General features: G+C 61.3%; 16 protein-coding genes. 8 read left to right on the plus strand and 8 right to left on the minus strand.

The features are described from left to right. The first annotated feature begins 207 nt into the window (after positions 1-207). The 4 genes from AC6HU3_RS03870 to AC6HU3_RS03885 all read left to right on the plus strand — a co-directional run bounded on the left by AC6HU3_RS03870 (position 208) and on the right by AC6HU3_RS03885 (position 4,721). Positions 208-654 carry a T9SS type A sorting domain-containing protein gene (locus AC6HU3_RS03870; RefSeq protein ID WP_497474833.1) on the plus strand — a complete coding sequence of 149 codons (447 nt, stop codon included), beginning with the start codon at positions 208-210 and terminating at the stop codon, positions 652-654. Further along, positions 651-2,441: a hypothetical protein gene (locus tag AC6HU3_RS03875; RefSeq protein WP_497474835.1), complete on the plus strand. Its 1,791-nt coding sequence runs from the start codon at positions 651-653 to the stop codon at positions 2,439-2,441. Before AC6HU3_RS03870 ends, AC6HU3_RS03875 begins: the two co-directional genes overlap by 4 nt. 384 nt (positions 2,442-2,825) lie before the next feature. After that, complete coding sequence (locus AC6HU3_RS03880) at positions 2,826-3,299, plus strand: FIMAH domain-containing protein (protein WP_497474836.1); 474 nt, start codon at positions 2,826-2,828, stop codon at positions 3,297-3,299. 144 nt (positions 3,300-3,443) lie between these two features. Continuing rightward, positions 3,444-4,721 carry a flippase gene (locus tag AC6HU3_RS03885; RefSeq protein ID WP_497474838.1) on the plus strand — a complete coding sequence of 426 codons (1,278 nt, stop codon included), beginning with the start codon at positions 3,444-3,446 and terminating at the stop codon, positions 4,719-4,721. On the opposite strand, the gene AC6HU3_RS03890 is transcribed toward AC6HU3_RS03885, so the two are convergent. The 8 genes from AC6HU3_RS03890 to AC6HU3_RS03925 are packed head-to-tail and all read right to left on the minus strand — an operon-like array spanning position 4,722 to position 16,387. After that, on the minus strand, positions 4,722-10,139 hold the full coding sequence (locus AC6HU3_RS03890) for a hypothetical protein (RefSeq protein ID WP_497474840.1): 5,418 nt from the start codon (positions 10,137-10,139) through the stop codon (positions 4,722-4,724). Further along, complete coding sequence (locus AC6HU3_RS03895; protein WP_497474841.1) at positions 10,136-10,840, minus strand: hypothetical protein; 705 nt, start codon at positions 10,838-10,840, stop codon at positions 10,136-10,138. The genes AC6HU3_RS03890 and AC6HU3_RS03895 overlap by 4 nt, the downstream gene beginning before the upstream one ends. Then, on the minus strand, positions 10,837-11,895 hold the full coding sequence (locus tag AC6HU3_RS03900; RefSeq protein WP_497474843.1) for an Mrp/NBP35 family ATP-binding protein: 1,059 nt from the start codon (positions 11,893-11,895) through the stop codon (positions 10,837-10,839). Before AC6HU3_RS03900 ends, AC6HU3_RS03895 begins: the two co-directional genes overlap by 4 nt. Further along, positions 11,882-12,346 (minus strand): 6,7-dimethyl-8-ribityllumazine synthase, encoded by a 465-nt coding sequence (ribH, locus tag AC6HU3_RS03905; protein WP_497474845.1) that lies wholly within the window; start codon positions 12,344-12,346, stop codon positions 11,882-11,884. The genes AC6HU3_RS03900 and ribH overlap by 14 nt, the downstream gene beginning before the upstream one ends. After that, on the minus strand, positions 12,343-13,611 hold the full coding sequence (locus AC6HU3_RS03910) for a bifunctional 3,4-dihydroxy-2-butanone-4-phosphate synthase/GTP cyclohydrolase II (RefSeq protein WP_497474847.1): 1,269 nt from the start codon (positions 13,609-13,611) through the stop codon (positions 12,343-12,345). The genes ribH and AC6HU3_RS03910 overlap by 4 nt, the downstream gene beginning before the upstream one ends. A gap of 11 nt (positions 13,612-13,622) precedes the next feature. Then, a complete protein-coding gene (ahcY, locus tag AC6HU3_RS03915) occupies positions 13,623-14,882 on the minus strand; it encodes an adenosylhomocysteinase (protein ID WP_497536282.1) in 1,260 nt (419 codons plus the stop codon). 8 nt (positions 14,883-14,890) lie between these two features. Further along, a complete protein-coding gene (gene metK, locus AC6HU3_RS03920) occupies positions 14,891-16,033 on the minus strand; it encodes a methionine adenosyltransferase (protein ID WP_497474849.1) in 1,143 nt (380 codons plus the stop codon). A gap of 15 nt (positions 16,034-16,048) precedes the next feature. Beyond that, positions 16,049-16,387 carry a metal-sulfur cluster assembly factor gene (locus tag AC6HU3_RS03925; protein ID WP_497474850.1) on the minus strand — a complete coding sequence of 113 codons (339 nt, stop codon included), beginning with the start codon at positions 16,385-16,387 and terminating at the stop codon, positions 16,049-16,051. A gap of 151 nt (positions 16,388-16,538) precedes the next feature. On the opposite strand from AC6HU3_RS03925, the gene AC6HU3_RS03930 reads away from it, so the two are divergent. From AC6HU3_RS03930 to AC6HU3_RS03945, 4 genes are read left to right on the plus strand one after another with little or no spacing between them, the layout of a single operon-like run. Further along, the gene (locus AC6HU3_RS03930) at positions 16,539-17,294 is read left to right on the plus strand and encodes an FHA domain-containing protein (protein WP_497474851.1); all 756 of its coding nucleotides are present in this window, start codon (positions 16,539-16,541) and stop codon (positions 17,292-17,294) included. Further along, positions 17,291-18,610: a leucyl aminopeptidase family protein gene (locus AC6HU3_RS03935; protein ID WP_497474853.1), complete on the plus strand. Its 1,320-nt coding sequence runs from the start codon at positions 17,291-17,293 to the stop codon at positions 18,608-18,610. Before AC6HU3_RS03930 ends, AC6HU3_RS03935 begins: the two co-directional genes overlap by 4 nt. A 42-nt stretch (positions 18,611-18,652) precedes the next feature. Continuing rightward, entirely contained in the window at positions 18,653-20,080 is a 1,428-nt protein-coding gene (dnaX, locus tag AC6HU3_RS03940; RefSeq protein ID WP_497474855.1) for a DNA polymerase III subunit gamma/tau, read from the plus strand. Continuing rightward, a complete protein-coding gene (locus AC6HU3_RS03945) occupies positions 20,077-20,379 on the plus strand; it encodes a YbaB/EbfC family nucleoid-associated protein (RefSeq protein WP_497474857.1) in 303 nt (100 codons plus the stop codon). The genes dnaX and AC6HU3_RS03945 overlap by 4 nt, the downstream gene beginning before the upstream one ends. Positions 20,380-20,386: the final 7 nt, after the last annotated feature.

Below are 20,386 nucleotides of genomic sequence, written 5' to 3' on the forward strand. Positions count from 1 at the left end.
CTGATCCTCGAGGCTTCTGTCCATGGGAACGCCGAGCATTTTCGATTGCCCTTCCTTACCCGTCTTTCCTCCCGGGTCCTTCTTTACCATTGCACCCGAACATATGGGTTTCTTGATTGAAATACTACAGTTCCTCTTGACAAACCGTCAGGGGGGGGGGGGGGTATACTTTCCCCAACCTGAGTTTTCGAAAACGGAGGGGTGGATATGGGCTTGCTTGCTCTTGTCCTCACGGCAGGAAGCATTTTCCACATCCCCGCTCAGGATTCACCCCGGATAATCCTTCAGGTCCAAACCTCCAGAGGCCCGGCCATACTCCGGGGATGGGATCGGGGTTCGATGGGGATGGGACTTCTTCATCCCCACAAGGACTCGATCACTCCGGTGGTGGAACATGCGGGTTCTGCCTTTATGAAACCGATGTTGCAAACCTTTCCGGGTGGATGGATTCTCCAGCTTCCGGAACCCCGGGAAATCCGGCTGGAGCTGTTTGACGTCGTTGGGAGAAAGGTGGCTCAGTTTCAGGCCCAACTTGCACAAGGAGAACACCGTCTCACGCTCCACGGCCTTCCGCAAGGGGTGTACTTTTTCCGTCTTCAGGCAGGCGCGGATCGGTGGAAGGGTCGGATGGTGTGGATGGGGGTGGTCCGATGAGGCGCATCCTTCTGCTCGCTTTTCCCATTTTTCTTCTTGCAGGGGAGGCAAAGGGGGATGGAGATCTTCAGACCATCTCCATGTGGGTTGACTGGTACCACATCTGGGTGGATTCAACCCTGGCCATTCACCGGGATCCTCTGGACACGGTGGAGGTCACGGACACCATTGCCCTTACCCTAGAGACGTCTTTCAGCCTTGACCACTGTTTCTTGCTTGGAGACACTCTGTTCGTGGAATTTTGGTGTCCGGTACGAGACACGAATGGCCAGGTCCGGGATACGCTGAAATGCATGGACGCGTATGTGGCGGCGGTGGACACGGTGGACTGGGGCCTTGTTCTGAAGTGGTATCAGGACAATCCCTGGATTCTTCCCATTGTAGAATACGACACCGTTGCGTGGGGATGGGAGTGCGGAATGGATATCTGGCACTGGGTACGTCTTGCGACCCGGCAATACGGGTCTCTTCGATTTACGGATTATGCCCGTTTTCCCGGGACATGGATCGGAAGAGCCCGGTATGTTCGTCCAGGCGTTCCCACGTTGCTGGAAGAGCGGGTGAAAGAAGATACGCTTGAGGTGGTGGACCATTATGTGGATGTGGAGATCGTGAAGAACGATCAGGAGACGTTGCAGGTTTTCGGGGAGGATACGCTGAGGGTGCGGTATCATGAGAACACGTTCGCGTGGTTGCGGGTGGAGCTGTGGGAAGATGGGGAGCCGGTTCGGGAGAGTTCGTGGGTGATGGTGGGTGTGGGGCACACGAAGACGTGGCGGGAGGTCCCTGTTGGGGTGGATTTTGGGGAGGACATTGGCGCGATATACAAGGTCCGGGTGGTGGCGGTGGATCTTTTCGGGAACGAGGCGAGAGATTCGGCGTGGGTGGTGGTGATGCCGCGGGTCACAATTACCCTGAGTCCCAATCCCGTACGGCCCTATGTGCCGGCGATATACAATCCCGGCAGGAATTGGGGCATTGAAGACATTGTGACACTGTCTGTCACTGTTCAACATCCCCGAACAGGCGCACCCATGGACAGCATACCCGTGGAAATTCGGTTGAAGGGTATACCCCGAACAGGCTATCATGAACACGACACGGTAAGTGCGTTACCCCCTCTGGGTTCGTGGATTGTTGTGGCACCCTCTTTGACAGATACTACATTTGGTTATAGTCATCAGGCGAAAGGCTGGGATACGTTGCTGGTAGCTCGGGGACGCACCGATACCAGCGGAACATTTGTAATCCAGTATCACCGGGATGCTGTGGCGGGTCTTCGACTGGTGAAGGTTTTGCCTGGAGAAAAGAGGCGATATGCGTTGGTGGACACGCTGGTTATTCGATTCGACGGATTTGCAGAACTTGGAACAGGGGAGGGGTACGAACTGGTAGGTGCCACAGCATCCCATCCGCAGAACCATTATGGTCGCCCCTATCTTCTTGCATTCATTCGCGCCCTGGCTCAGCAAGCACGCCAGGAAATTCCTGGAGAGTTTTTATCCATCAACGACATGAGCCTTCCATGGGGTGGGTTGTTTGACGTGTGTGGAACATATGATCCGAATGACAGGTGTCTTTCCGCTCGTGGGACATGGATTACCGGTCACAACTACCATCGCACAGGAGAACAGGTGGACCTCTGGGGAAGGGGAAATGGAGGGAGCAGCCTGAACGATGTCCTGTTCCGTCAAATCCTGAGCCGCATTGCAAGCGCCATGCATTTGACTCCCTATGTACGCTTCCACAACAGGCACTATCATATTTCGGTCGTCGAAGGAGGGTAAATCATGGCGGCTATCTGGATGTGGTCAATCGTGTCCGTAATCCGCATGTCTCTTGCCGATACGGTGACCCTCTTGATTCCTGAAGATGATCGTTTTTCGCTTTCCATCCAGGTTCTCGTTAGAGAAACTCTGTGGCAGGATTCCTTGCGACTCGTGTATCAATACGTCGTGGTCAACCTCCCTACGAGTGAACAACCATTAGGTCACCTGACGATCGGAGGATTTTCACCCTTCGGAAACGTTCCATGGAACATCGATACCTTGTGGGTTGAAGAGGTTGAAATGCTAAGTTTAAACAGCAACATTAGCTCATGGGGATTCAGGAGCTTTCTACCAGGTGACACCCTGCATGCGCAACTCGTTTCTCCCTTATTACCGGATGTGGTGTTCTGGAAAGCATGGGGCATTGACTCGATTCTGTTCCCCACGGTAACCGGCATCAGCGAAGGGGGGCCCCTGGATGTTGTGATCGACTCCATTCTGGACGCCATGTACTTCAGCAAAACACCCTTTGGGGGGGGTAAATACGGCTACACGGTGGGACCGGGACCCCTGCCGCCTCCTTATCTCGACTCCATGGTGATTCACCTCCAGATCCGGAACGACACGGCTTTCGCCATCGGGTGGATGAGTGAACGGGCGTATGATCGTCTTGCCCGGCTTCTTCAGCAGGCCCTTCGCTGGGCACGGGAAGAACGCCTGGACCGCTATCGCGCCACGCTGGAGCGGTTTCTCAGCACCCTGGAGCGTCTTCACAACCAGGGACACGTTCGGGACGAGGCGTTTTACGTTCTGGATTACCGCGCCCGGTATATCCTGAACCGCGTTCCCTTCCCGGAGGGACCGCCCCGAAGATAACATACGCGAAACCCGATCTGAAGCCTCTTTCCTGAAACTTCGCCGTAAATCCCGTATATCAACGGGGTCAGGTGGGCAAGATCCCCGAAAATGCACCGGATGGTTTGAAAATCCTTCCCCCGTTCTGCACAATAGCCCCTGTCCATGAACCGTCTGCGTGCCCTTCGCTCCTCCCCCCAGGCCCGGGAATCTCTCGGGGTGTTTGCCTCCCGGGTGCTGGCCATCGCCATCCAGGTGGTGAACGGCTATCTCTTGGCCCGGGGTCTGGGGCCTGCCGACTACGGGCGATACGGCTATGCCGTCGCCCTTCTCAACATCCTCCTGGTGGCGGTGAACCTGGGCTTTCCCACCGTGACCATGCGGGAGGTGGGCCGGGCCCTGGTGGAAGGCACCTGGGGCCTGGTGAAGGGGCTTCGCCGGTTCGTCTCTCTCTGGATGGTGAGCGTGGGGGGGATGTTCGCCCTGGGGCTGGTCCTCCTCTCCCGCCTTTCCCCTGACCCTCACGGTCGCCTGGAAACCCTGGCCCTGCTGTCTCCCTTCCTCCTCATCGCCTCCCTGGAGGCCCTTCAGATCTTTTCCCTCCGGGGCCTCAAACGCATCGTGCTGGCCAGCATCCCCTTCACCGGCATCGCCTATGCCCTCAGCCTGATCCTGCTCTTTGCCTTTCCGGGGCTCACCCTCCCCCGGGTGGCGGCTGCCTTTGTGGGCAGTTACGTGTTCGGGGTGATCGTTCTCCAGACGATTTTTCAGCAGAGTGTTCCCCCCGCCTACCGGACCGCCCGACCCACCTATGACATCCGGAACTGGTTTGCCTCCGCCCTTCCCCTGTTTCTCGCCGGAAGCCTTTTCGCCCTGAACACCCAGGTGGACATGGTGATGCTGGGATGGTTCCGGGGAAACGAGGAGGTGGGGATCTATCGGCTGGCCCTCCGCCTGGCGGGGTTTGTGTCCTTTCCTCTTCTCGTGGCCAACGCGTCCATCGCCCCCCGTGTGGTGCAGCATTACCTGACCGGCCAGATGGACCGTTTTGCCCGGTGGGCCCGGCGCCTGATCCGTCTGGCCTTTGTGGGGGCACTTCTCGTTTATGGAGGCCTGGCCCTTCTGGGAGGATGGGCCCTGGGCCTGGCGGGCGACGCCTATCGCCCCGGATACAGCGTGCTCCTCCTCCTGGGACTCGGGCAGCTCGTGAACGTGGGAGCCGGGGCGGTGGGGTGGGTCCTTCAGCTCACCCACCGGGAACGGGACACCGCCACCGGGGTGGGGATCGCCCTGATCACCAACATCGTGTTGAACGCCCTTCTGACCCCCCGGATGGGCTATGTGGGCACGGCCATCGCCACCGCCCTATCCCTCATGATCTGGAACCTCACCCTCTCCTTCTTCGTGTGGCGCCACCACCGCATCCGGGTGGGGGTGATCTGATCAGAACTGAAACACCACGTTGAACCGGAGTTCCGTCCGTCCCGAGACGTTCTCCGACTGATCCCGGGTTTCCCACTTCTGCAGCGTGAGCCCCCCGGAAACACCGGTCCCAAAGTTGTAGTTCCCGGAGAGAATCCACTCCGTCCGGGAGGAACTTCCGTTGGGTGTTCCGTTGGCAAAAGACTCGTTCCGGGACCGGGAATAGGAGAAGTTCAGGGTCAGGTTGCCGGACATCCGGAGGATACGGGTTTCGGAAAGGGGCAGACGAAATCCCCCGGGCCGGGAGAAGGTGTAGGCAAAGGAAAAGGTGAGGGCGGAGTTCCGGTTGAGGGTTTCCCCGGTGTAGCCCACCGTGAAGGTCTTCTGACGGGTGGTGCTCCGCTCATAGGAAAGCTGGGGGCGCACCCCGTTCCGGAGGGAGGCGTTGAGGTTCAGCGCAAAACGATCCGAACGGCTCTCCGTCTCCGGGATTTTCTCCGGTTCGAGCTTCCCGCTCACCTGAAGGGTCCGGTCCACGCTCCCGTTCACCATCAGACTCATGATCCGCCAGGGTTCGGGGAGAGGGAGGGGTGGACGGGCCAGGCTGGTGGACACGCTCACCGAGGGCCAGGTGCGCTGATCCTGGAAGGAGGCCGACGAAGCGGTGAAGGTCCGGGTCCAGGACCAGGACGGACGAAACGTCAGGTTGAGGCTCATGACATTCAGGGTGAGGTTGTTGAGCTGCAACGAGGTGGTGCGGGTTTCCCCATAGGTCTGTTCGTCAAAGGACGGAAGGTCCCGGGAAAGCCCCAGGCGGAACCGCCAGTCCGGCCGTCCGGCCACGCTGTTGGCGTTGAGCCGCTGGGAATAGGTCAGGTTCGCCCCCACATCCGGCATACGGGACAGGCTGCTCTGGAGGCGGTCCAGAAGCCAGGCCGGGGAGCCCACCCGTCGGGTGGTGTCGGGAAGACCCCGCCGGATCCAGTCGGCAACAAGCCGGAGGATCCGGGAGGTGGGCAGGGTGATCCCGCCCCCCACCGTCTGGTTGAGGCTGATGTTCCGGAGTCCACTTGCCAGGACCTGGGGGTCTTCGCTCCGGTTTTCGGAATAGGAATTGTCGTAGCGCGGGGAGAGGACCACGCCCCACCATCCCAGACTCCAGCTTGCAGAATAGCCTTCGGACAGGGACAGTTCCGGAGGACGCAGATCCCCGGGGGCGAGATAGCCCGCAAACCGGTGGGACCGGCGATAGGAGAGGTTCAGGTTCTTGAAGGGCTGGGCTCCCACGTTACCCCCCAGGTCATAATACCACTTCCACGTCTGGATGTCCGTGCCCGCCCGGACATCCCGGCTCCGGCTCCGGTTTTCCGCATAAGAAGCGGTGAGGTTCAGGTTCGTGGGCCAGGGGCGAAGATCCCACCGGGTCCAGCCAGGTCGGAGAACCCGGAGATTCCAGGTTCCGGTGAGGTTCTGGGAGAAACTCGACGAGGAAGCATAGGGTCCCCGCGCACTGGAACGGTTGCGAGTATAGGTGAAGGAGGGGAGGGCCAGTCCTCCCCCCATGAGAGGGGAAAACCCCAGGGAGGCGTTGAACCGGGACGAGGTGTTGGTGCTCGCAAATCGGTCGGCCAGATCCCCTTCGATGAGAAGATCCGAATCGGGGGCATAGCGGGGAACCCGGCGGTCCCGGCTTTCCTCATAATTCAGGGAGAGCTGAACAGGCGGGCGGGAAGACAGCACCCCGAAGGGTTCGCTGTGCAGGGTGTAGGTCACCTGCCGGCTGGTTTCATATCCCGGCTCCCGGCTTTCAAAGGGGACAAAGTCGTCGTCCAGATACGAGCCCTGAACCGAAGCCCGAAGGAGGGGCGAAAGGTTGAGTTCTGCCTGGACGCTCGCCGCATCGCCAGGCCGGGTCCGGGGCTCCAGGAGCTGGATGTCGTCCACCCAGATTTCCAGGGAAAGATCCATCGAATCGGTGTTGGCCAGGCCGAAGGCGAGATAGCCCACCGCATGGAGGTTGGGTTCGCCCACAACGGTGAGGTTTCCGCTTGTCAGGGTGTCTCCGCCCACGGCGTTCCGCAGGCTGTCTTTCACCCGGGGAAGGTGATCCAGATCCAGCCACACCTCCTGCCATCCCCCGGCGAGGGGGGTCCGGATTTCATAGTAGCGCACGGAGTCCGTGCCCACCCGAAAAACGAAGGTGCCGTAGGGGGGGCTCGACCCGGGGCGGGGACGGACCCAGAGTTTGAGTTTCCGGTAGTTCCGGTAATTCTGCCGCCTTTCTCCCAGATCCCGGACCAGCAGGGCGAGATGACCGGGGCGGAGGTTTTCCACAAGAAGGCTGGTGGATCGCTCACTCTCCAGGGTGCCGTCCGCCAGGCGGAGGCGCACCGCATCGGGCGGGGGGGTGTAGTCCGGCGTCTCGTCCGTGCTCACCGTGCCCACCGCCATCCGCTCCACCGTGGTGTCCACCGGAGACGTGCCCGTTTCGTCCACGATCCCCGCCCGGCGCCAGTCGTTCCCCACCACGTCCATCTGGGCGATGAACAGGGTGTCCTTCCGGGTGAAGTTCTCCCACCGCAGCCGCCCAAACCGGACCGCACTTTCCTGGAACCGGGCGCCGTACCGTTCCTGCACCGGGGACCGGATGGGGATGCGATAGAACTTCCACCCGTTCACCTCGGCATAGGGAGCAATGCCGTACACGCTGTAGAGGGCGGGATCCAGGGGGACGGGAACAGAGATGTAGTCGCTGGACACGTCCAGCTGGCCGTTGTCGTTCAGGTCCTCCGTGTCCGGACGGCCCCCGTTTTTCTCCGTTCCGGAGGCGCGGGAATAGTCCGAAAGGTCAAACCGGTAATCGTCGTTGCAGTCGTCCCCCGGAACCTGGGCGTTGTCGTCCCCGGCCACCCCGTCCAGCCCCGTGTCCTCCCCGGGATCCAGGAGTCCGTTGCTGTTCCGGTCTTCCGTCTCCAGGACCAGATCCGCCCCCACGATCTCTCCACGGCAGTTTCTCCGGATGCTGTTTTCGTTCAGGTTGGTGGCCAGATCCACCCACACCACACCGGCATCCCCCTGGACCACCACGTCCAGGAACTCATAGTTGCGCAGGTTCGCCCCCACCGGGTCCAGCACGGTGTTGAGGCTCGCCCAGTTGGTCGTATCCCCGGGATGGATGGGGTCGGCCACCCACATGAGCACCGGCGCCCGTTCGTTTCGCTGCTGGGGTGTGGGGAGGTTGGGATAGATGTCCCCCCGAAGGAAAAAGTTGTCCGGTGCCGCCCAGAAGGCGGAACGGGCGAGTTCCGAGGTGTCCCGGTCCTCCGGTGGACTCCCCCACTTCCAGGCCCGGGCATAGGTCACCGGAAAGGACAGGACCAGGCTCCGGCTCTCCATATCGTCCACATAGGCCCGGCCGAGGGTGTTGGGATTGGGAAAGGACCTTGCTCCTTCCAGCGCAAAGGACAGCAGGTTCTCCCGCCGTCGCTGAGGGGAAGGAGGCAACCGGCGGGCGGCGGGGAAGAGATCCCGGATCCTCCGCAGCCACAGCGGGGCCATCCCGCCTTCCAGCCTCAGATCCGCCACGAAGTTTCTCCCCGGTCCCCCGTCCCAGGTGGGTCTCAGATCCCGGCTGCTCTGGCCCCGATAGAGGAAAACACCCGCCAGGGACAGGGAGGAATCCGGCGTGGTGGAGAACAGGGACATCCCCAGCAAGGAGGTCTGCATGAGAGAGAAGGTTTCGCCGTAGTCATAAGAGACGGATAGGCGGACGGAGGTGTCCTGAAGGATCTGGGGGTTCAGAATGCGGACCACGCCAAAATCGTAGTCCACCTCATAGTCCACCCCTTCCTGCAGGGGCTGGCCGTTCGCCACCACCCGCACGCTTCCCTCCAGCACGTTGAAGGGAAGCTGGATCTCCCGGCTCCGGGTCACATACCGCACCACCAGGCGATAGGTGACCCCCTCGCCCGAAAGAAGCTGGTCCTTGAAATAGATGACAGAATCCGGTTCGGACAGGTCCGAACGGATGAAGGGAAGGGGGTCGGGGAAGAAGAGGAGGCCCCGGGCCCGATCCCACACCGTGATGGGCTGTCCGTTCCGGAACACGGTTTCGTTGATCTGCCCGTCTCCGTCCGGATCCAGACCGAAGATTTGAAGATAGGTCTGACCTCCTTCCCCGGAGAGGAGGACACCGGCGGAATCTCGATAGATGGTGAGCTGGAGGCTCTGCACCTCCGGGGCTTCGACTTCAGAATAGAGTTCATACACGTTGCGAAGCTGCAGGAACCACAGCACCGAATCCCGATGGGTCCCGCTTTCGATGGTGGGGGAGAGGGGGCGGATGAGCTTCAGCACCAGGGTGTCCCCCGAGACGTCACCCACCGTGTCTCCGTTCTGGGTGATGTAGAACACGCCCAGCCGGAAACTCGTCGGGGCGTTTTTGATCTCGATCACGTTGCTGGTTTCGTAAAAGATGTAATCCCCGTTGGATTCAAGGAGGGGATGGAATTTTCCGCTCTCGCAATCGTTGAAGTCGGGGGTGCCGTCCAGGTCAAAAAAGCAGGCCCGGCCCACCTGGGCCCCCAGTTCGTTGTCGTTCGTGACGTTCTGATCGTCGAGAAACACCACAAGCTGCTGGATGGGCTGGGGCTCGCCCAGATAGAAAAACCGGTCCTTCTCATAATCTTTGGCAAAGATGGTTCGCTCCTGCACGGTGCCCCCGGCCTGGAGTTCCTGGGACTGGCTCTGCCCCTGCTGGCGGGTGGCCACAAAGGCAAGGTCCACCGGTCCGAACTGGAGTTCCCCCCGCAGGCCGAACAGCCCCTTTTTGGCCCCACCCCCGGCGGAGAAGGCCGCATACCGCATGGAGAGGGGAAGGCGAAGCTCCGTGTTCCCCGCCTCAAGCACCTTCACGATCTCGTCCTCATCCCCGGTGTAGCGCAGGCGGATGGTGTTCTTGGTGTTGTCCTGGACCTCGGAGTTGTGGTCAATCTGGACACTGATCTTCCGGCCGATGGTGCCCACGAGGGAAAGGAGAAGTTTCTGGTTGAGTTCCAGTTCGGGGAAGCTCGCCGCCCCGCCCTGGGACTCCACGATGGCGGGGTTGGAGGTGTAATTCCGGGAAAAAGAGAAGGAAAGTTCCTGGTTACCGTTGACCTGCAGAGAACTGGTTTCTTCAAGATTTCCGAAGCCCGGCAGGCGCACGGGGATGGTGATGTCCGGAATGAGCCCTCCACCTCTTCGGCCGGTGTCTCCCGCGTTGCGGGTCTGGAGCCCGGCAAGCATCAGGCTGTCCAGGAGCACCTCCGGACGGTAGGTGGCAGGCAGGGTGTCCACCGGAACCCCGGCCGCATACACCACCCGCGCCCATCCCCCCCAGGAGGGAATCCACACCAGACTTTCCGGAAGGGCAAAGGCGAGAAGAAGCCCGAGAATCACGGCGTGGAGCGAAGCTTCTTGAGAAAGTCCTGAAAGGCCTTCATGTTCATGGAGAGGGTCATCTCCACCCGCGGGATCTCACGGGGATGGAAGCGGTAATTTTCAGGATGCTTTTCGGCCAGCACCAGCGCAAGCCCCGCCTCACCCACCCGGTCGTCATACTGGGCGTGCACGATTTTGCCCCCGGCAAAATACACCCCCCGTTCATATCCGTGGCGAAACGCCCCGGAACGGTTGGATTTCATGATCATGACCACCGCCGCCACCATTTTGGGGGAGAGCTCCCCCACCTCCACCTGGGCCGTGGCCTTCTGGATCTTTTCCTGAACCTGGGGAATGGCGGTGTAAAGGTCCACCTCCACAAGTTTCTTGAGGTCCTCATAGTTCACGGGCTTGGGGATGAATTCGTCCGCACCCACCTCCTCGGCCCGTTCCCCCTTCGCCCGATCCCGGGAGAGAACGAAAATCAGGGTGTCCCGCCACCGGGATCGGAGGGCGGCCACGGTGGTGGGGGTCACAAAGGACGAATCGTCCAGATCCACCAGCACCACGTCGGGCGGGAGGGTCCGTTCCAGCGCCCTGCCAAAGGCCACGCTGTTGGCCACCTTCTCGATCTGCACCCCGAGGGAAGCAAGCAGGAGTTCCACCATCCTCATGTCGGGGTTGCCCGACTGAACCACGAGGGCGGTGGGTTTTTTCATACGCGAACCTGCAGAACGTCCATCACCTTCCGGGCAAGCTGAAGGTATCCTTCCCGGGCGGGATGGTCCGTGAGCACCACCGGTCGGCCCTCATCCGAGAACCGGACCACCGCCGGGTCCAGGGGCAGAGAACCCAGCACCGGAACGCCGAATTCCTCCGAAAGGCGCCGGCCCCCCTCCTCTCCGAAGATGTGGGTTTCTTTCCCGCAGTGGGGACAGCGGAACACGCTCATGTTTTCCACAATGCCCAGCACCGGCACCTGCACCTTTTCAAACATCTGGATGGCCCGGCGCACGTCCAGGAGGGCCACATCCTGGGGGGTGGTCACCACGATCCCTCCGGAAACCTCCACGAGCTGGACCAGGGAGAGCTGGGGATCGCCCGTGCCCGGAGGAAGGTCCACCACCAGCACATCCAGCCCGCTCCAATCCAGATCGAAGAAAAGCTGTTCATAGGCCTTGTGGATCATGGCGCCCCGCCAGATCACGGGCGTGCGAGAATCCAGGAAAAAGGCCATGGTGACCATCCGCACCCCGTGAACCAGAGGTGGACGAACCTTTCCGGTTTCCGGATCCGGACGGAGTTCGGCCTCCTCAAGTCCCAGCATCCGTCCCACCGAAGGTCCCCAGATGTCACCGTCAAAAATCCCCACCGAAAGCCCCAGTTCCCGCAGGGCCAGGGTCAGGTTCACAGCCACGGTGGACTTGCCCACCCCTCCTTTCCCGCTCGCCACCGCGATCACGTGCTTCACGCCTTCGACTTCCCGGGGCTTCCCCGGCGTGGCTCCGGGCCGCTGGAGTTTGGGAGGTGGGGGCGCCGCCACCGCTTTCACCGACACCTCCGCATCCGGGAAGTTTTCCCGGACGATGGCCTCCACCTGCGATCGGATCTCCTCTTTGAGCCCCGCCAGTTCGGCGGGCACCGCCAGAGCAAAGGAAATTCGATCATCCTCCACCGCGAGATCCCGAACCCACCCGCTCTTCAAAAGGGGCGTGTTGTCGGGCGGGATCTCGATGCGCATCAGAAGATCGCGAACTTCCTCAATCTTCGGCATGGTTGTGGTCCTCGTCCTCCTCTTCGTCCTGGGCGAAGAGATCCAGCATCGAAAGCAGGGCTTCCATGGCCTCCCGGCCCTTGTTCCCGAACTTTCCACCGGATCGCTGAAGGGCCTGTTCCATGGTGTCCACGGTGAGGATGGCCTGGGTCACCGGCACCGGTCCCCAGACATTGAGTTCGGCCAGAGCGTGGAACACGCTGGACGCCAGGTGGTGATGATGGCTGGTCTCCCCTTTCATCACACATCCCAGCACCACCACCCCCCGGACACCGTCTTCATAGGCCATGGCACTGGCTGCATAGGGGATCTCAAAGGCACCGGGGACCTCCACCAGGATCACGTCGTCCGGATCCCCCCCGGCCTCGTAATAGGCCTCAAGCGCACCGTCCATCAGGGCGCTCACCACCCGTTCGTGATAACGCGTATAGACGACTGCGATTTTGCTCATTCGGACGCTTGCTCCTTTTGAAGGGCCTGCTCCAGACCGTCCAGAAGATGGCCCAGTTTGTCCCGTTTGGCAAGAAGATACCGCAGATTCTCCTCCCTCACCCGCACCGGCATGGGGACCCGTTCCACCACCTCCACGCCGAGTTCTTGAAGGCGTTGCACTTTGTGGGGATTGTTGGTGAGGAGCCGGACCTGCCCCACGCCCAGATCCCGGAGGATCTGATAGGCGGCCACGTAGTCCCGGGCATCCGGCGGGTGTCCCAGCGCCTCGTTGGCCTCCACCGTATCCAGACCGTTGTCCTGCAGACGATAGGCACGAATCTTGTCCAGAAGCCCGATCCCCCGGCCCTCCTGCCGGAGATAGATGAACACACCCCGTCCCTCCGCCTCAATGGCCCGAAGGGCGTCTTCCATCTGGTCTCCGCAATCGCACCGGAGGGAACCCAGAAGGTCTCCGGTCACACACTCGGAGTGGATCCGGACGAGAACCGGCTCGTCTCCCGAGAGATCCCCCTTCACCAGCGCCAGGTGGACCGCCCGGGAATACCGGTCTTCATAGGCAACCACCCGGAAATTCCCGAATCGGGTGGGGAGGTGGGCTTCGGCCTCCCGGACCACCAGACCTTCGTTCCGGAGACGATATTCCACCAGGTCCTTGATGGTCAGGATCTTGAGGCCGTGTTTCTGGGCAAACCGGATGAGGTCCGGGAGACGGGCCATGGACCCGTCCTCGTTGAGGACCTCACACAGCACCCCTGCAGGGTAGAGCCCAGCCAGGCGGGCAAGATCCACGGAAGCCTCGGTGTGACCGGGACGATCCAGCACCCCGCCCGGCATGGCCCGGAGGGTGAAGACGTGACCGGGCCGGATCAGATCCTCCGGCCGGGCATGGGGATCCACGGCAATCCGGATGGTGCGGGCCCGATCGTGAGCCGAAGACCCCGTGGTGATGCCGTGGGCCGCATCCACGGTAAGGCCAAAGTTGGTGTCGTCGGGATGGCTTTTTTCCACAGGAATTTCCAGCCGGAGATATTTGAACCGGTCCTCGGTGAGGGAGAGACAGATGAGCCCCCGCCCGTGCACGGCCATGAAGTTGATGGCCTCGGGCGTGACTTTTTCGGCCGCCATAATGAGATCGCCCTCGTTCTCCCGGTCTTCGTCATCCACCACGATCACCATGCCGCCCTTGCGGATGGTGTCCACGGCCTCCTCCACCGTGGCGAAGACCTCGGGATACTGGGCTTTGAGGGTTGTGTGGTCACTCACCGTATCACCCCCTATGTCCCCTCTTCCCAGGATTCAAGGTAACGGCGCTGCTCCTCCGTGAGCGTGTCCATGGCGATGCCCATGGAGGCGAGTTTCTCCTGGGCCACCGCATCGTCAATCTCCCGGGGGAGGGTGTAGACCCTGGCCTCCAGGGTTTTCCCATGCTCGACGAGATACAGCGCCGCCATAAACTGATTGGCAAAACTCATATCCATCACCGTCGGTGGATGACCTTCCGCCGCCACCAGATTCACCAGGCGTCCTTCGCCCAGCACATACACCACCCGGCCATCTTTCAGATGATACGCGTCCACAAAGGGCCGGACGTTCCGCTCCACCCGCACCGCCATGGCCTCCAGGGCCTCCAGGTTGATCTCCACGTTGAAATGCCCGGCGTTGGCCAGAATGGCACCGTGCTTCAGATTCTGAAAGGCCGGAACGTCCAGCACGTGCTTGTTCCCCGTCACGGTGACAATGAAGTCTCCCCGTTTGGCCGCTTCCTCCACGGGCATCACTTCAAATCCGTCCATCACCGCTTCCAGCGCCCGCACCGGGTCCACCTCCGTCACGATCACCCGGGCCCCCATCCCCTGCGCCCGCATGGCCACGCCCCGGCCACACCATCCATAGCCGCACACCACCACCACCGAACCCGCAAGCAAGAGGTTGGTGGCCCGCAGGATGCCATCGATGGTGGACTGGCCCGTTCCATACCGGTTGTCAAACAGATGTTTGGTGAGGGAGTCGTTCACGGCCACAATGGGATACTGCAGGGTTCCAGCCTTTTCCATCGCCCGAAAGCGGATCACCCCGGTGGTGGTTTCTTCGGTTCCGCCCAGGATGGCGTCCGCGAAGGCCTTCCCCTCCGTGTGGGCAAACACGGTGAGGTCACCCCCGTCGTCCATGGTGATGTGGGGATGGATGGAGAGCACAGCCTTCAGGTGTTCGTAATACTCCTCCCGGGATTCCCCGTGCCGGGCGAACACGGGGATTCCGAAATCCGCCACCAGGGAAGCCGCCACATCGTCCTTGGTGGACAGGGGGTTGGATGCGGAGAGACGGACCTCCGCACCGGCTTCCTTCAGGGCGATCATCAGGTTGGCCGTTTCAGGGGTCACATGGAGGCACGCCGCAATCCGGATGCCCTTGAGGGGTTTCTCGTCACGGTATTTCGCCCGCAGGCGCTGAAGCACCGGCATGTGCTCCCCCGCCCAGAGGATCTTTTTCTTTCCCCCCGGGGCAAGGGAGAGATCCGCCACGTGATGGTCCACCGTCTGACTCATGAAAGAAGCTCCTCAAAGTCTTTGGCCACGTCTGTGCGTTCCCAGGTGAAGCCCTCTTCTTCCCGTCCGAAATGACCATAGGCGGCCGTTTTGCGATAGACGGGGCGCAAAAGATCCAGCTCCCGAATGATCCCTTTCGGAGAGAGATCAAAGCGCTTCCGGATGGCCTTCACGATTTCCTCTTCCGGGATCTCGGAGGTTCCAAAGGTGTCCACATAGATGGCCACGGGCTGGGCGACCCCGATGGCATACGCCAGCTGCACCTCAACCTTCTTCGCCACCCCGGCTTTCACCAGGTTTTTGGCGATATACCGGGCCATATAGGCGGCCGAACGGTCCACCTTGGTGGGATCTTTGCCAGAAAAGGCTCCGCCTCCGTGACGGGCATATCCCCCGTAGGTATCAATCATAACCTTCCGCCCGGTGAGACCGGTGTCGGCCACCGGCCCCCCGATCACAAAACGACCGGTGGGGTTGATGTGATATTGGGTTCTGTCGTCCAGCATGGAGGAGGGGATGACCTTTTTGATCACCTCTTCCAGAAGATCGTTGCGGAGATCGTCCATGGCCACATCCGGGTCATGCTGGGCGGAGAGCACCACCGCCTCCACCCGGGCGGGGACGCCGTCCACATACTCCACCGTGACCTGGGATTTCCCATCTGGCCGGAGATAGGGGAGAATTCCCTGACGGCGCACTTCGGAGAGACGACGAACCAGCTGGTGGGCAAGCATGATGGGGAGCGGCATGAGTTCAGGAGTTTCGTCCACCGCAAACCCGAACATCAGGCCCTGATCCCCGGCACCACCGATATCCACCCCCATGGCGATGTCCGGAGACTGCTCCTGGATGGAAGTGATCACCGCAACTGACTCGGCCTCAAAACCGTATTCCGGACGGGTATAACCGATCTGGCGGATGAGTTCCCGCACCAGGTTGGGGATGTCCACATAGGTGGACGTGCGCATCTCTCCCGCTACCATCACAAGGCCCCGGGTGGTCAGGGCTTCCACAGCCACCCGTCCCCGGGGATCGTCCTCCATCACCTTGTCCAGAATGGCGTCAGAAATCTGATCGCAGATCTTGTCCGGATGCCCCTCGGTCACGGACTCTGAAGTGAAAAAGAAGCGTCTGGCCATCGTTCCTCCCTCGTTTCAGATGGGAAACCCCATGGCGCGAAGCATCTTCTTGCCGTCTTCACTTACCATGGACAGGTTCCAGAGGGGTTCAAAGGTGAGTTCGGCGGACACCTCCTTCACGCCCGGGACGCTCCGAACCGCCTCTTTCACCTGTTCCAGAATGTAATCCCCGATGGGACAGGTGGGAGCCGTGAGGCTCACCAGAACATGGACATTGCCTTCGTCGCTGATCTCCACGCCATACACCAGCCCGAGATCCACGATGTTGATGGGGATCTCCGGGTCATACACGTTTTTCAGGGCCTCAAGAATCTCTTCCTTGGTCGGCTTTTTATCCACGGAAGTTTCCGACATCACACACACCTCCCTCGTTGGGTTGGATGAGGGATATTGTACACGTCCAGAAAAAGACTTTCAAATTGTGGCGATCCGATGGGGCGCCGATGGGATGAACCCCGCCCGGTGTATTGATATTTCCTCACCCCCGGCGTATAATTCCCCCACTATGGCCATTCGGGGGAATTTGCGCACGCTGAATCTGCGGAATCTCGTTCAGGTGAATTGTCAGGGGGGATACACCAGCCGGATCCACGTGTGGACGGATCGCGGGGAGGGCGAGATTTACATCGAGCGGGGTCAGGTCGTCCACGCCTGGTTCGAGCGCATGAAGGGCAAAGAGGCCCTCCTGTATATCCTGAGCCTCTCGGATGGAGAGTTCCTCCAGGAGATGAACATCCCCGCACCGGAACGCACCATTGATCAGGACTGGATGATGCTCTTCCTGGAAACCCTCCAGCGTCAGGATGAGACCTCCACCACTCGACTTTCCGCCTCTCTGGGTGTGGAGGATGAACCCCTGGACATCGAGGTCGAGGAGGCTCCGGAGGATCTGATCCCGGCAGCGGAAGAGCTCCGGCAGAAGGTCCGGGGAAAACTCCTGGTGAAGCGCCACGGGCGTCTTACCGGTGAAGAAATCGATGTGGAAGGTGATGTGATCATCGGGAAGTTTTCCAAAGAAACGGGGCCGGTGGACATCGACCTCTCCTTTCTCCCCGAAGCCCCCTACATCTCCCGCCGTCATGCCCGGATCTTTCTCCGGGAGGACGGGAAGTTTGTGATTGAGGACCTGGGGTCCACCAACGGAACCTACATCAACCGGGGTCCCCGGATCGTGGCCCCCACGGTCCTGGAAGACGGAGACGAAATCACGCTGGGCAACGCCCATTTTGTGTTCCGGTATGTGATCGAGGACGGTTCATGAACTTTCCCCTCATCCAGGTGAACAGGGTCGCGCCCGACCTGGTGCTTCGCTGGATCCCGAAAGAAGAGGCCCCTGACTGGGCACAAAAGGGGGATGTGCCCTTCCTCGTGGGAGAAAACGAAATCCGGGTGATCGCTTCCTTCACCCCCGGGGATATCCGCGCCCGAACCCGCGAGCTTTCCCGCGTGCTGCCTGGAGAAGGCGTCACCCTCCAGGCCGTTCTCCCGGAAGGGTTTGAGGCGCCCGCCCTGGAGGGTCTTCTCGACGCCCTGTATCGCTTTGCCCATCCCGCCCCCCAGAACCCCATCCGGATTGTCCTGGATCGGGACTTTCCCGATTGGACGTGGGTGGAAGGGGTGATGCGGGGCGTCTGGCGTGCCCGAACCCTGGGGACCATGCCCGCCAACCTCCTTTCTCCTGAAGCCTTTGTGGCACGGGCCCGGGAAACCTTCGCGAACCTCCCGGTTCAGGTGGAGGCGCTGGACAAGAAGGAACTCGAAGAAAGGGGCTTCGGCGGGATCCTGGCCGTTGCCCGGGGCTCCCACCGTCCCCCCCGGCTCCTCCTTCTCTCCTATGTTCCGGAAAACCCCGCGAAATCCATCAACCTGGTGGGGAAAGGGGTGGTGTTCGACACGGGCGGGATCAATCTGAAACGATCCCAGATGAACGATCTGGTGGCCATGCGCCAGGACAAGGCGGGTGCCGCCACGGTGGTGGGGATCGTGGAAGCCGTGGCCCGCGCCGGCCTTCCCGTCCGGGTGGAGGCGGCCATCCCCCTCGTGGAAAACATGCCTGGAGGGAAGGCCACGCGTCCGGGGGACGTGGTGCGCATGTATTCCGGACTTCATGTGGAGATCACCAACACGGATGCGGAGGGGCGCCTGATCCTGGCCGATGCCCTGGCCTATATCCAGGAGCGCTTTCCCGGGGTCCCCACCGTGGACTTCGCCACCCTCACCGGGGCGGCCGTGGTGGCCCTGGGGAAAAGCCGGGCACCGGTGTTTTCCAACCGCGATGACCTCCGGGACGCCCTCGTCCGGGCCGGAGAAGAGACGGGTGAACGTCTCTGGCCCCTCCCGGTGGGCGAGGAATACACCCGACTCCTGAAGTCCCGGGTGGCGGACCTCATGAATTCTGCGGGAAAGAGAGAGGCGGGAGCCATCGTGGGTGCCACGTTTCTCTGGCACTTCATCCAGAAGGAGACCCCCTGGGCCCATGTGGACATTGCGGGCACGGGCATCGGCGACCCGTGGGCCACGGGCTTCGGCGTACGTCTCCTGGCTCATTTCCTGAAACAGAAGGCATTCCCGGCCTGAACGCATCGTGGAGTGGGGGTTTTTGCACGGATGGGAAGCGGGATGAATCTTCCGGTTCGATACAGGCCCCAGCGGTTTGAGGATCTGGTGGGCCAGGAAGGGGTGGCCCGGGTGCTCCAGAACGCCCTGCGGGAACGCCGGGTTTCCCCGGTCTATCTCTTTGCCGGGCCCCGGGGTGTGGGCAAAACCACCACCGCCCGCATCCTGGCCCGGGCCCTCAACTGCGAGCAGGGCATCACCCCCGAGCCCTGCGGGACGTGTTCTGCCTGCGTGAGCATCCAGCAGGGGCGGAGTCTTTCCGTGGTGGAGATGGACGCCGCCTCCAACCGCGGAATTGACGACATCCGGGAGATCCGGGAAAAGGTGCACCTTCTGCCCCCGGACGGGCGTTTCAAGGTGTATATCATTGACGAGGCCCACATGCTCACCCGGGAAGCCTTCAACGCCCTCCTCAAAACCCTGGAAGAGCCTCCACCCCATGTGGTGTTTGTGCTGGCCACCACCGAGCCCCACCGCATCCCCGAAACCGTGCAATCCCGCGCCCAGCGCCTCGATTTCCGCCCCATTTCCCGGGAGCAGATCGCCCGGAGACTCATGGAAGTCGCCGAAAAAGAACACATCCCCCTCACCCGGGAGGGTGCACTGGAAATCGCCCGGCATGCCCGGGGAGGGCTCCGGGACGCCCTCCGCACCCTGGAACTCGTCTCCCTCTATGGAGGGGAACGACTGGACGCCCGGGCGGTCCGGGAAGCCCTGGGACTCCCTCCAGAAGATCTCTTCCGTGCCCTCCTTTCCGCCCTGGAAGCCGGGGACGTTGTGGCGGCCTGGAAGGTGGTGGAGGAGGGGAGAGAGCGGGGGCTTCTCCCCCGGGACTGGACGGCTGGCCTGGCCGAGACCCTGGAAGAGCAGATGGATCGGGCCTTTCGGGGGGAACCCGTTGCCTCTTCCCGGCTTCTCGCGTGGAGCCGGTTCCTTCTGGAACACGACGCCCTCCAGCGCTACACCCGGTTCGAAGAACTTCTGTTCCGCTATACCCTCTATCGCATGGCCCATGCCGCCACCCTCCCCTCCCTTGGCGAACTTCTATCAAGAGGCGGCTATCCCCATCGTCCCGCCGTTCTTCACAGCCCACCCCGCCCTGCACCGTCCTCGCCCTCGTCCTCCGCTCCCCCCTCCGAACCCGCGAACGACGCACCCTCTGCCCGGCCGTCCATCGACCTTCCGCCCGTTTTTCAGAATCTTGTGAAGGTGGAATCCCGGGAGATGGTCCTGGGGGTGGTGGCCCATTCGGTGGTGGAAGAGCATCCGGACCGGGTGGTGGTCCGCTACCGGAACGACACGGAGAAATCCATCCTTCAGGAGATCCTTCCCAAACTGGAGCAGGTGGCGGGCAAGCCGGTGGAACTTCTTCACGACCGTCCCCGTGCCCTGCTCTTTGAAGCCCTGAACCTCGAGGAGGTGGCGTCATGATGGATTTCGGAAAGATGAAGGATATGATGAACCTTCAGCGCAAACTGAAGAAAATCCAGAAAGAGATCAAGAAACAGTCCTACCCTTACGAAAGCCCGGCCGGAGTGGTCCGGGTGGTGGTGAACGGCGAGGGTGTGGTCCAGAAACTGGAGATTCTGAAGCCGGAGTTTCTCCAGGAATCCACGAAAAAGGTGGAGAAGGAACTCACCCGGACCATCCAGGAGGCACAGAAACACGCCCTGAAAGAAACGGAACGGAAGATGCAGGAGATGCTTGGAGAACTGGATCTTCCGCTCTGATCAAACC

It is taken from the genome of Caldifarcimen microaerophilum (assembly GCF_055387105.1).